This is a genomic window from Pseudomonas kribbensis (assembly GCF_003352185.1).
GTDB lineage: Bacteria > Pseudomonadota > Gammaproteobacteria > Pseudomonadales > Pseudomonadaceae > Aquipseudomonas > Aquipseudomonas kribbensis.
Window position 1 is genome coordinate 3,481,200 of record NZ_CP029608.1, and the last position, 12,414, is coordinate 3,493,613.

A 12,414-nucleotide genomic window follows, 5' to 3' on the forward strand; every position below is an offset into this window, starting at 1 on the left:
CACCTCAATCTCCGGCCCGCCCATGGACATCGACCTCGCCCGCACCTTTCTGGAAATCGTCCGCCACGGCAGCCTCGCGGCGGCGGCGGAAAAGCTGTTCGTCACCCAGACCGCCATCACCGCCCGCGTACAAAAACTCGAAAGCCAGCTGGGCAGCACGCTGTTCGTGCGCAACCGCGCCGGTGCGCGGCTGACTGCCAATGGCGAGGCGTTCGTGGTCTACGCCAATCAGCTGGTGCAGACCTGGGAAGCCGCGCGCCGTGACCTGCCGCTGCCCGAAGGCTACGACAACGTGCTGCACATCGGTGGCGAGGTCAGCCTGTGCAACCCGCTGATGCTCAGCTGGGCTGCCGAACTGCGCGAGAAGATCCCCAGCCATGCCCTGCGCATGGACATCCGCGACGGCGAGAACCTGCTGCGTCAACTGGAGCTCGGCGTGCTCGACGCCGCGCTGGTCTATCAGCCGGAATACTGGCCGGGCTTGCAGGTCGAGCAAGTGCTGGAAGAGAAACTGATTCTGGTCCGGACACCCAACCGCCCCGCTCCCTACGTGTACATCGACTGGGGCACCGACTTCCGCCGCCAGCACGATGCCGCATTGCCGGAAAAAGCCAAGGCCGCCCTGAGCTTCAACCTCGGCCCGCTGGCCCTGCAATACATTCTGGAGAACGGCGGCAGCGGCTACTTCCGCACCCGTGTCGTTCGCACCTACCTGGAAAGCGGCGCCCTGGAAGTCGTGACCAAGGCTCCGGAGTTCGGCTATCCGACCTACCTCGTCTATTCCCGCGACCGTGATTCGGCGACCCTGCAACAGGCGTTCGATCTGCTGCGTGAAGTGATCAAGGCCGATGACGACTGGTCGCAGCGCTGGAACCCGTTGAGCTGACGACCGCTATGCACCGGAGCATGGCAGTTGTGACCTCAAGGTAGACCCTGCACAAACGGCGGGATCGGCTAATCTGCCGGGATAACGACAATATCCGCAGGTGACCGCAGTGAGGCAGACCACCGAGGCATTTCGCAGCCGCTACCGCGCGGCGATTCATCCGCTGTACAACCCGTGGCTGCACGGTGCCTTCGTGCTGCTGTTCGGCGTGCTGGCCATCGGCGCTTTCTGGAGCAGCGTGCAGCAGGTGCGTCCGCTGGAATGGCTGGCGGTGCCGCTGACCTTGCTGTTCTTCAACTTCGGTGTGTACGTGGTGCACCGCCACCTCGGGCATCACAAAAAAGCCTTCGCCAAGATGTTCTACGCCCGCCATGCCGGCGACCATCACAGCTTCTTCACTCCCGGCCACATGACTTGGGACAGCGCCCGCGACTGGCGGGTGATCCTTTTTCCAGCGTGGCTGATCGTGGTGCACACGCTGGTGATCACCCTGCCCCTGTGGTGGCTGTTCTCACGGGTCAACGCCAACGTCGCCGGGCTGTTCGGCGGCTGCATGGTGCTGGGTTATTTGACCTATGAGGTCTTTCACGCCTGCGAGCACCTGCCGGAAAAGCATCCGCTGAGCCGTCTGCCGTGGATTCGCCAGATGCGCCGTCTGCACGAGTTGCATCACCGTCGTGAACGCATGCAGGAGCGCAATTTCAACATCGTCCTGCCGTTGATGGATTACCTGTTCGGCACCCTCTACTGGGAGCCGGAGCCCGTCCCCCTCACCGATTCGAGAACGCCCATGACCCGCATGCAGCATCCGATCGACATCGCCGGCGACCCGATTGCCGTACTCGCCTACGCCGCCACCGTCAGCCGCTGGCCGGAATGGCATCCGTCCTCGTTGAAAATCGACGGCCCTGCCGGTCCGTTGCATGCCGGCGCGCGTTTCGAGGAAGACATTCATGCCGGTGGCCGCGAAGGACATTTGAGCTGGGAAGTCACCGAGTATCTGCCGGGGCGGCGTTGGTGCGCCCGGGCACAGGGCGATCACGGACTCTCCCTGCTGCTGACCTATGAATGTTCGGCCCAAAGCGATGGCACGCGTTTCGTTCGCACCCTGGATTACCGCTTCGAGAGCGTGGGCATGCGCATCGCCAATCAGCTGTTGCTCAAACGTCGTATCGAACGTGAATCGGCCGCCTCGATGCTGGCCTTGCGCGATATGGCGACCCGTCATCTGGCACTCGCAGGAGCTCACGTGTGAAGCTGCGCCATCTGATCCTGCTGCTGGTGATTTTGATTCTGGCCTTCCTGTTGCTGATGCCGACCAAAGTCGAGCCCGTGGCGTGGAAGCCGCAAACAGCGCCGTCGCTGACCGAAGGGGTCTACGCGGACAATCAACGCCTCAAAAGCGCGAAACAGGTCGGCCCGGGCGATATCGAAGGCCCTGAAGCGCTGCTGCTGGAAGAGGACTTTCTGATCACCGGCCTGCACGACGGGCGCCTGCTGCGGACCAGCCTCGACGGCCAGCAGCGTCAGGTACTTGCCGATACCGGCGGGCGCCCGCTGGGCCTGGCGCGGCACCCGAACGGTTTGCTGGTGATTGCCGACGGAGTCAAGGGCTTGCTGTCCCTGGATGCTCAAGGGCGACTGACCGCGCTGACCACTGAAGCCAATGGCCTGAAGTTCGGTTTCACCGACGATGTGGCCATCGACAAGTCAGGGCATTACGCCTACTTCAGCGATGCCAGCAGTCGCTGGGGCTACGGCCATGACGGCGAGGCGATCATCGAGCACGGCGGTGACGGGCGTCTGCTGCGCTATGACTTCCAGACCGGCAAGACCAGCGTCCTGCTCGACAAGCTGGAGTTCGCCAACGGCGTCACCCTCGGCCCGGAAGACGCCTATGTGCTGGTCAACGAAACCGGCGCCTACCGCATCAGCCGCTACTGGCTGACCGGACCGAAGGCCGGCACCCACGACCTGTTCATCGACAACCTGCCGGGACTCCCGGACAACCTTGCTTTCAATGGCCGGGACCGGTTCTGGGTGGCGCTGTACACGCCGCGCAATCCCCTGCTCGATGGCACCGCCGGGCATCCGTTCGTGCGCAAGATGATCGTCCGGGCAATGACCGTCGTGCCCAAACCGGTGGAGAAACGCGGGTTTGTACTGGGGCTGGATCTGGACGGCAAGGTGATCGCGAACTTGCAGGATGCGAGCGACGGCAATTACTCGCCGATCACCACCGCGCGCGAGTACGGCGACTGGTTGTATTTCGGCTCGCTGAAAGCCACGCACATGGCGCGGATGCCGCTGGATGCAGCCTTGAAGTGAATACCGTATCGACTTGCCAGCGATGGCGGACGGTCAATTGCTGGACCGATCGAACTTGTCCGGGTCTTCATCCTCCGGCACCTCGTCGTCCTTCCGCTTTTCTTCCGGATGGCGGACGGTATGCGCCGGGCTGTTGGGCTCGGGATGTGTGGGAACCGGGTCAAATGCGCCCTGCTCTTCACTAGGAAATTTAGGATCTTTCATAAGGCACCTCGCAAAGAGTCGCTGATTGAAGACTCTGTACATTCGAGGTGCCCGTCGTGGCTGTCGTTCCAGTCGTGCCACCCCCGAAGGTCGATGGCGCGACTGACGGTCAGGTTCGAGCCTGCAATTGCTCGACGATCTTGTCTTTGACCTGCAAGCGTTTCTCTTTGAGTTTTTTCAGTGCGTCATCACTGGGCGCATCCGAGGCTGCCGTCTCGGCCTTGACGACCTCGGCGTCCGCCTGGGAATACTTGTTGATCAGTGCGTCCAGATGTGGATCCTCGGTGCGTCGTTGCTGGATCTCTTCCTTCGTAAGCTTCAAGTCCTGATACAGGTCATGGGTCACCGGCATGGAACACCTCCGTCAATTGATCGGCAGCCGACGCGACCGATTGCGTCAGCCATTACCAGAATGGCCTTGGTTGTACCCTTCTGTCGACCACCTGTCAGACCAGCGGTGGCCGTTCGTCGCCCTGAGGCAAATACGATAAAACCTTACGCCGCAGCCTTCCCTCCATTGAGTAACACCCCCAAAACATTTGCGTGGAGAAACACCAATGGACGGATTCAACCTGCGTCATCTCGCCCTGGCGATCGCCTTGAGTACCGGCATGGGCAGCGCCTTCGCCGCCACCTCCAACAGTTTTGTCGATAACGCGGCGGCCGGCGGCATCGCCGAGATCGAAACCAGCCGCCTGGCCCTGGAAAAGAGCCAGTCGGCAGACATCAAGGACTTCGCCAACATGATGATCACCGACCACGGCAAGGCCAACGATGAACTGGCCAGCATTGCCCAGGCCCACGACATCAAGGTTCCGGACTCCACCACGCTGGTGAAACAGGCCAAGGAGAAGATCCTCGACATGCGCGATGAGTCCTTCGACGCTGCCTACGCCAATAACCAGGTGAAGGCCCACGAAGAAGCCATCGAGCTGTTCAAGAAAGAAGCCAACACCGTGACCGACGACCAGGTCAAAGGCGCCACCGAACTCAAGGGCTTCGCGCAGAAAATGCTGCCCGGCCTGGAAAAACACCTGGCAGCCGCCAAGGAGCTGCAGGCCAAACACCCCTCCAAATAACCGCAAAGCAAGCCAAGAGGCCGCCTCCACTGGACGCGGCCTCTTTTTATTGGGCATTCAAAGGTGCGAAAGATCGGCGTCACCGGCCACGCCAACTAGAGTTAACGGGGCATTCCTTGCGCCGGATCAAAAATATCCTCACGGGAACGAACAACTATTTCGAACGGCCAGGGTCATTCACTTCGCGCCGGTCATTTTCCGAAGAGCCGGCCCCCAATTCGCAATGGAGCACGACGCACATGGCAGCACTGCAGAACAGCACACTCGATGCGATGAAAAACAAACAGGCACAACTGCTGGGCGAATGGATCAACGGACTGCAGGCCAGCGGCGCCACCCGCAACCTCAAGGAACACGACATACAGCAACAGACCAGCGAATTCCTGCAACTGGTGATCACTGGCCTGGAAAACGACAACGGCACCAACATCGCAGCACCGGGCTGGGAAAACACCCGCCAGTTCCTCGAAAAGCTCTCCCACAGCCGCGCGCTGCTTGGTCAGGACTCGCAACAGACCGCCAGTTTCATTTTCTCGCTCAAGGGCCCGTTGTTCGCCCTGCTGCAAAACCATTACCAGGATCAACCGGCCCTGCTCGCCGAACAGCTCTGGGAAATCTCCGAACTGCTCGACGCTTTCGGCCTGCACACCATCCGTACCTTCCAGAAATCCCGTGAAGCGGTGATCAAACGTCAACAGGAAGAACTGCTTGAGCTGTCCACTCCGGTGGTCAAGCTCTGGGACGGCGTACTGGCGCTGCCGATGATCGGCACCCTCGATTCGCAACGCACTCAGGTCGTCATGGAGTCGCTGCTGCAACGCATTGTCGACACCGGTTCGGAAATCGCCATCATCGACATCACCGGCGTGCCGACCGTCGACACCCTCGTCGCCCAGCACCTGCTCAAGACCGTCACCGCGATCCGCCTGATGGGCGCCGATTGCATCATCAGCGGCGTGCGTCCGCAAATTGCCCAGACCATCGTGCACCTGGGCCTCGACCTGCAAGGCGTGGTGACCAAGGCCAACCTGGCCGACGCCTTGAAGCTGGCCCTGACCCGCCTGGGCATCACTCTCGCCAAGACGGTTTAAGCGATGGAACGTATCCCGATTCTCCAGATGGGCGACTTCCTGCTGGTGACCATCCAGGTCGACATGCATGACCAGCTCGCCCTCACCCTGCAGGACGATCTGTCCGAGCGCATCAGCAAGACCTCCGCCCGTGGGGTGTTGATCGACATCTCGGCGCTGGACATGGTCGATTCGTTCATCGGCCGGATGATCGGCACCATCTCCGGCCTGTCGAAAATCATGGATGCCGAAACCATGCTGGTGGGCATGCAACCGGCGGTGGCGATCACCCTGGTCGAGCTCGGCCTGAACCTGCCCGGCGTCAGCACCGCGCTGAATGTCGAGCGCGGCATGAAACTGCTTCAGGAACGAGTACGCCAGCAATGACGGTGCGCAGCAGCGGTACGCAACCGATCAACATCGAGCAGGATGTGGTGCTCGCCCGGCAACTGGCGCGCAAACTGGCCACCGAGTGCGGCATGCGCCTGATCGACCTGACCAAACTGGTGACCGCCGTCAGCGAGCTGGCGCGCAACACCATGGTGTATGGCGGGGGTGGCGACATGGACTGGCAGATCCTCGATGACAACCACAAGGTCGGCCTGCGCCTGACCTTCCGCGATGAAGGCCCGGGCATTCCCGACATCAAACTGGCGATGACCGATGGCTGGACCTCCGGCAGCGGTCTGGGCCTGGGCCTGACCGGCGCCAAGCGGCTGGTGGACGAATTCGAACTGGACACCGCACCCGGCAAAGGCACTCGCATAACGATCACCCGATGGACATGAACATCAGCGGGTCGTTGACCCAGGTCTTGCTGATCGAAGACAGCAGTCAGATCGGTCATGCACGGCGCACCGCCCAGCAACTCGCCGAATATCACGGCTTCGATGAACGCGATGCCGGGCGGGTGGCGCTGGTGGCCACGGAACTGGCGAGCAACGTGCTCAAGCACGCCGGTGTCGGCGAGCTGCACCTGCGCGCCCTGCCCCGTGCCAACGGATTCGGCATCGAGATGCTGGCGGTGGACCGGGCCAAGGGCTTCGATCTGGAGGCCTGCATGATGGACGGCTTTTCCACCGGCGGCACCCAGGGCATCGGACTGGGCGCGGTGGCCCGGCAAACTGAAGTCTTCGACGTGCACGCCGATGCCCGGGGTGCGGTGCTGCTCGCACGCCTTTATCCACGCAATGACCAGACGCCGGACCTGCGCTACGGCGTCAGCCAGCACTCATTGCACAACGACCCGGCATGCGGTGATGTCTGGCATCTGGCGGTTGATCGCAACAGTATCAGCGCGCTGATCGTTGACGGTCTGGGCCACGGCGAGGACGCCGAACGCGCGGCCCGAGCCGGAGAGAAAGCCTTCGCCCTGGATCCCTTCGCCGCTCCGGAGATGCTGATGGAAGACCTGCACCGGGAAATGATCGGCACTCGGGGCGGTGCCGTCGCGTTTGCCCAGTTCCATGGCGAACGCGATAGCCTGAGCTTCACCGGTATCGGCAACATCGGCGCCAGCCTCGTCACCGCCGACAAATCCCGTGGACTGGCCTCGCACCCGGGGATCGTCGGCGCCCAATTCCGAAAAGCCCAGCCCTTTGACTATGCTCACGTGAATGGACATCTATTGATCATGTACAGCGACGGCCTGCAGTCCCGTTGGAACCTTCAAGACTACCCCGGCCTGGTGCATCGCCATCCCGCCGTGATAGCCACCGTCCTGCACCGCGACTTCTGTCGCGGCCGCGACGATGTAACGGTGCTGGTCGTTGCCCTGGAGGCCGCCCATGGCTGAGTCCCCGACCTTGAGCAACGCAGAACAGAGCGCGTTGATCGCCCAGTTGCAGAGCGAAACCGCCGCACTGCGCGAAGAACTCGACGAAACCAATCAGGGCGTGCTGGCCCTGTACGCCGAACTCGACACCCAGGCCGAACAACTGCGCCAGGCCTCGGACCTGAAAAGCCGCTTCCTGTCGTACATGAGCCACGAATTCCGCACCCCGCTGGGTTCGATCCTGAGCATCAACAGCCTGCTGGCCGATGAACTCGACGGCCCGCTCAGCCCCGAACAACACAAGCAGGTGGCGTTCGTCAGCAGCGCCGCCCGGGAACTCAGCGACATGGTCGACGACCTGCTGGATCTGGCGAAGATCGAGGCCGGGCGCATCACCATTTCCCCGGCGTGGTTCGACATGTTCGACCTGTTCGCGGCGTTGCGCGGGATGTTCCGGCCGATTGTCGACGCCACGGCGGTGGACCTGATTTTCGAAGAACCGGTTGGCCTGCCGCGCCTGTACACCGACGACAAGAAGCTCGCGCAGATCCTGCGCAATTTCATTTCCAACTCGCTGAAGTTCACCACTCGCGGCGAAGTCCGGGTCTCGGCACGGCTTGAAGGTCAGGACAAGGTGCGTTTCGCCGTCAGCGATACCGGCATCGGCATCGCCGCCGAGCTGCACGGCACCCTGTTCGAAGACTTTTCTCAAGTCGATTCGCCGCTGCAAAAACGCCTGCGCGGCACCGGGCTCGGATTATCCCTGTGCAAGCGTTTTGCGGAGCTGCTGGGCGGCGAAGTCGGCGTGGAAAGCGCACCGGGAGTCGGTTCGACCTTTTTTGTGATCATCCCGTTGGCGATCGCTCTGGAGAACGTCGATGAAACATGACATCCGCCTGTTGATCGTCGACGACAACGTCGCCACCCGCTACGCCCTGCGTCGGCGCCTGGAGCGCCACGGCTACGAAGTGCTGGAGGCCGGCACCGGCGGCGAAGGCCTGGCGCTGATCGCCGGCGAGGCACTGGATGCGCTGATTCTCGACGTCAACCTGCCGGACATGAGCGGCTTCGATATTGTCCGTGAACTGCGCGCCGATCCCGGCACCGCCCTGCTCCCGGTGATCCATGTATCGGCGGCGTCGATCCAGACCGGCGACATCATCACCGGCCTCGACGCCGGGGCCGACGCCTACCTGATTCACCCGGTGGACCCGGACGTACTGCTGGCAACCCTGCGCACCCTGCTGCGGGTGCGCGACACGGAAAATGCCCTGCGCGAAAGCGAGGCACGCTTCCGGGAAATCTTCGTCAATGTCTCGGCGCCGATTGCGGTCATCGATGCAACCCTGAAAGTCCACGAGTGCAACCACGCTTTTGCCCAACTGATCCAGGACAACCGTGACGCGCAGATCCTCGACGAGTGCTTTGCCGAAGATCAGGGCGCCATCCTCAAGGAATTGCGCCTGCGACTGGTGGACGGCGAACGCTGGAAAGGCACGCTGAACATGCGCGTGCAGGGCGAAATCCGCGAAACCCAGTGGCAGATTTCCCCGTACCGCACGCCGGAACTGAGCCTGGTGTTCGTCGAAGACGTCACCGAACACCGTCATCGTGAACGCTCGCACCTGGCTCGACTGGACGACACCACCACGCAACTGGCCAAGGAAGTCGCCGACCGGGTACGCGCCGAAGCGCAACTGCTGCAAGTGCAGAAAATGGATGCGCTGGGCAAACTCACCGGCGGCATCGCCCATGACTTCAACAACCTCCTGACCGGGATCATCACCAGCCTGGAACTGATCCAGAAACGCGTCGCCGACGCCCGTCTCGACAAGGTGCAGTTCTACGCCGATGCCGCGCTGAATTCGGCGATGAGCGCCGCATCGCTGACCCATCGCCTGTTGGCCTTCGCCCGGCAACAACCGTTGGACACCCGGCCGGTGGACATCAACGATCACGTGCGTTCGCTCGAAGAATTGCTGGTGCGCACCATCGGCGAACGCATCGCCCTCAAGCTTGAGCTGACCACCAAACCGGCCATTGCTCTGGTCGATCCGATTCAACTGGAAAGCGCCGTGCTCAACCTGGTCATCAATGCCCGGGACGCGTTGCCCCAGGGCGGCAATATCTGGGTCAGCACTTACGCCGCGTACTCCCACGGCGATCCGAACCTCACCGATGGTTCCTACGTGGCGCTATCAGTGCGCGATGACGGCACCGGCATCGAACACAGCTTGATCGACAAGGTGTTTGACCCGTTTTTCACCACCAAGCCATTGGGCCAGGGCACCGGTCTGGGGTTGTCGACGATTTACGGCTTCGCCCGTCAGTCCGGCGGCGATGCGCACATCCGCAGCGTTGCCCGGCGCGGTACCGAGGTGACCATCATGCTGCCGGCCACCAGCGACCCGACGGCCGCCGATCTGGTGCCGCCAGCGGTCGATCCGCAAGGTTCCGGCGAGCATGTGCTGATCGTCGAGGACATGCCGTCGGTGCGGTTGTTCGTAACCGAAGTACTGGAGGACGCCGGTTATCGCTGCACCCAGGCCGGCGATATTGAAACCGCCCTGGAGCGCCTGCAGAACGATCCGTCGATCAATCTGCTGCTGACCGACGTCGGCCTGCCGCGCATGAGCGGCCGCGAACTGGCGGACGTGGCTCGGGGCTGGCGCGAGGGGTTGCCGATCCTGTTCATGACCGGTTACGCGGAAACCGCAATCAACCGCCAGGTGTTCCTCGGCGCGGGCATGGACATGCTGATCAAACCGTTCCAGATCAGCGAACTGCTGGACAAGGTGCGCCGCACGCTGGACGGCGCCTGACTGACCGGTTGCTCAGGCGCTCAACACCGCACGGATCATCTGCAACAACGCCTCGGGCCCGTAAGGCTTGCCGAGCAAATGGGTGTCGGGGCTGAGCTGATGATTGCGCGAGATGATGTCGCGGGTGTGGCCTGAGGTGAACAGCACCGCCACCGGCGGCATTTGCACCTTGGCCCACGCCGCCAGATCGGAGCTTTTGATCAGCCCGGGCATGACCACGTCGGTGAAGATCAGGTCGACCCGGGCGCCCTCCAGCAGCATCTGCATGGCCGCGTCGCCGTTCGCGGCGATCAGCACGCGGTAGCCTTCTTCGCGCAACAGCTCCACCGCCGAAGTGCGCACGGCTTCGTTGTCCTCGACCACCAGAATCGTTTCATTGCCGCCGGCCTGCTGACGGCGCACGCCCGGAGTCTCATCGATCAGCGGCCGCAGGCTGCGCGGGAAATACAGCCGCACCCGCGTGCCCTCACCGATCTGGCTGTCGATCTCGACATGCCCGCCGCTCTGTTTGACGAAGCCGAACACCATGCTCAAGCCCAGGCCCGTGCCCTGGCCATCGGCCTTGGTGGTGAAGAACGGTTCGAACACCTGCTCCAGCATATGCGGCGCAATACCGACACCGCTGTCACTGACCGAGACCCGCACGAAATCCCCCGGCACGATGCCCTTGCCGGCGCAGAACGCCCGGTCCAGCGACGTGTTGGCGGCGCCGAGGACAATGGTGCCCTCGCCTTTCATGGCATCCCGGGCGTTGATCGCCAGATTGAGAATCGCGTTTTCCAGTTGATTGCGATCGACGTTGATGTGCCACGGTTCTTCGGGCAACTGCACATCGATCTGAATGGTTTCCCCCAGTGCCCGTTGCAGCAACTCGCCGACGCCTTCGAAGATTTTCCGTGGGTCGCACACCGCCGGGGACAGCGGCTGACGGCGGGCAAACGCCAGCAGTTGCGAAGACAGCTTGGCACCGCGCTCCACCGCCGCCAGCGAGGCGCTGACCCGGCGTTGCACGTTGGCATTGTTCGGCTCGTGCCGCGCCAGCAGGTGCAGGTTGCCGGCAATCACTTGCAGCAGATTGTTGAAGTCGTGAGCCACGCCGCCGGTGAGACCGCCGATGGCTTCGAGTTTCTGCGACTGGCGCAATTGCTCTTCGGCGTTGAGGCGTGCTTCCACTTCATCAGCCACGCGCTGCTCGAGATTGCGGGTGAACTTGAGCAGGGACTCTTCAGCGGTCTTGCGTTCATGGATGTCGATCAGTACGCCGGGGAAACGGTACGGCTGGCCTCGTTCATCGAACTCGCAACAGCCGCTGGCCAGTACCCACAGATGGCTGCCGTCGGCGCGGATCACCCGGTACTCGGCGTTGTAGGGCTCGCCGGTGCGCACCGAATTTTCGACGCACTCCTGCACCCAGGGGCGGTCATCGGGATGAATGTGCGCTTCGGCAATGTGCTGCGGCAGGTTGGTCAGGTCTTGATCCGGGGAGAAGGAAAAGGTTCGGGCGAATCGCTCGTCCGCCGACAGCACGTTGTTTCTCACGTCCCAGACAAACGAACCGAGCAATGCCCCGGCGTTCAGCGCCAGACGCACTCGCTCGTTGTCGGCGCGATAGGCGTCTTCCGCAGCCTGGCGCAGGCGTTCGGACAGCACCAGTTCGGTGGTTTCCACCACCATCGCCATGACGCCTGCCGGAACCCCGGCATCGTTGGCCACCGGGCTGTAATAAAGGTCGAGCCAGACATCTTCGGGCACGCCGTCGCGCAGCAGTACCAGATCCTTGTTGCGATATTCCAGGGTGCCGCCCGCCAGACAGGTGTCGACCACATGCCGGTTGAAGTCGGCGACTTCCGGCCAGCCCAGTTCCACCGGCACACCGAGCAGGTACGGGTGACGCCCGCCGGCAAAGCGCGAATAGGCATCGTTGTAGATCATGTAACCGGCGTGGCCCCAGAGCATGACCATCGGCAACGGCGAGGCGAGCATCAGTTGCACCGTGTTGCACAGGCTGGCCGGCCAGGTTTCGAGGGGGCCCAGGTCCGTGCCGCTCCAGTCGAACGCACGGATTCGCCCGGCCATCTCGCCTTGCCAGCCGTCACACCCATGACTATCGGATAAAAACTGCATTGGCTGCTTCAACGCCTTGTGGTTGATCCGGTTCAATCGCTGCGCGGTCAAGCGTCGCGCCCGTTTGTTTCGAGCGCACCGGGCAACGATGGTTTCATTAGAGGTATAGCCGATTTCACCCTTGCCC

The 12,414-nt window shown here is 62.5% G+C and carries 13 protein-coding genes; 10 read left to right on the forward strand and 3 right to left on the reverse strand.

Features of this window, described 5'->3' with window-relative positions:
• Positions 1 to 22: 22 nt before the first annotated feature.
• The 3 genes from DLD99_RS15810 to DLD99_RS15820 all read left to right on the forward strand — a co-directional run bounded on the left by DLD99_RS15810 (position 23) and on the right by DLD99_RS15820 (position 3,214).
• Positions 23 to 886, forward strand: coding sequence for a LysR family transcriptional regulator (locus tag DLD99_RS15810; RefSeq protein WP_085710108.1), 864 nt, complete (start codon positions 23 to 25; stop codon positions 884 to 886).
• 109 nt (positions 887 to 995) lie between these two features.
• The gene (locus tag DLD99_RS15815) at positions 996 to 2,141 is read left to right on the forward strand and encodes a sterol desaturase/SRPBCC family protein (RefSeq protein WP_114883484.1); all 1,146 of its coding nucleotides are present in this window, start codon (positions 996 to 998) and stop codon (positions 2,139 to 2,141) included.
• A gap of 56 nt (positions 2,142 to 2,197) precedes the next feature.
• A complete protein-coding gene (locus DLD99_RS15820) occupies positions 2,198 to 3,214 on the forward strand; it encodes an SMP-30/gluconolactonase/LRE family protein (RefSeq protein WP_413038530.1) in 1,017 nt (338 codons plus the stop codon).
• Between the two features lie 33 nt (positions 3,215 to 3,247).
• On the opposite strand, the gene DLD99_RS29230 is transcribed toward DLD99_RS15820, so the two are convergent.
• Positions 3,248 to 3,418, reverse strand: coding sequence for a hypothetical protein (locus DLD99_RS29230; RefSeq protein ID WP_167443776.1), 171 nt, complete (start codon positions 3,416 to 3,418; stop codon positions 3,248 to 3,250).
• A 109-nt stretch (positions 3,419 to 3,527) separates the two neighbouring features.
• Positions 3,528 to 3,770 (reverse strand): HP1242/YdcH family protein, encoded by a 243-nt coding sequence (locus tag DLD99_RS15830; RefSeq protein ID WP_085710111.1) that lies wholly within the window; start codon positions 3,768 to 3,770, stop codon positions 3,528 to 3,530.
• 205 nt (positions 3,771 to 3,975) lie between these two features.
• On the opposite strand from DLD99_RS15830, the gene DLD99_RS15835 reads away from it, so the two are divergent.
• From DLD99_RS15835 to DLD99_RS15865, 7 genes are all read left to right on the forward strand, one after another.
• The gene (locus DLD99_RS15835) at positions 3,976 to 4,497 is read left to right on the forward strand and encodes a DUF4142 domain-containing protein (protein ID WP_114883489.1); all 522 of its coding nucleotides are present in this window, start codon (positions 3,976 to 3,978) and stop codon (positions 4,495 to 4,497) included.
• Between the two features lie 239 nt (positions 4,498 to 4,736).
• Complete coding sequence (locus DLD99_RS15840; RefSeq protein WP_114883491.1) at positions 4,737 to 5,588, forward strand: STAS domain-containing protein; 852 nt, start codon at positions 4,737 to 4,739, stop codon at positions 5,586 to 5,588.
• Between the two features lie 3 nt (positions 5,589 to 5,591).
• Positions 5,592 to 5,954, forward strand: coding sequence for an STAS domain-containing protein (locus DLD99_RS15845; RefSeq protein WP_007959463.1), 363 nt, complete (start codon positions 5,592 to 5,594; stop codon positions 5,952 to 5,954).
• Positions 5,951 to 6,355, forward strand: coding sequence for an anti-sigma regulatory factor (locus tag DLD99_RS15850; protein ID WP_085710114.1), 405 nt, complete (start codon positions 5,951 to 5,953; stop codon positions 6,353 to 6,355). The genes DLD99_RS15845 and DLD99_RS15850 overlap by 4 nt, the downstream gene beginning before the upstream one ends.
• Positions 6,352 to 7,362 carry an ATP-binding protein gene (locus DLD99_RS15855; RefSeq protein WP_114886707.1) on the forward strand — a complete coding sequence of 337 codons (1,011 nt, stop codon included), beginning with the start codon at positions 6,352 to 6,354 and terminating at the stop codon, positions 7,360 to 7,362. The genes DLD99_RS15850 and DLD99_RS15855 overlap by 4 nt, the downstream gene beginning before the upstream one ends.
• A complete protein-coding gene (locus DLD99_RS15860; protein ID WP_114883493.1) occupies positions 7,355 to 8,230 on the forward strand; it encodes a sensor histidine kinase in 876 nt (291 codons plus the stop codon). Before DLD99_RS15855 ends, DLD99_RS15860 begins: the two co-directional genes overlap by 8 nt.
• Entirely contained in the window at positions 8,220 to 10,163 is a 1,944-nt protein-coding gene (locus DLD99_RS15865) for a response regulator (protein ID WP_114883494.1), read from the forward strand. The genes DLD99_RS15860 and DLD99_RS15865 overlap by 11 nt, the downstream gene beginning before the upstream one ends.
• Positions 10,164 to 10,175: 12 nt before the next feature.
• Here DLD99_RS15865 and DLD99_RS15870 read toward each other — a convergent pair whose 3' ends face one another.
• A complete protein-coding gene (locus DLD99_RS15870) occupies positions 10,176 to 12,287 on the reverse strand; it encodes a PAS domain-containing hybrid sensor histidine kinase/response regulator (RefSeq protein WP_114886709.1) in 2,112 nt (703 codons plus the stop codon).
• Positions 12,288 to 12,414 lie beyond the last annotated feature (127 nt).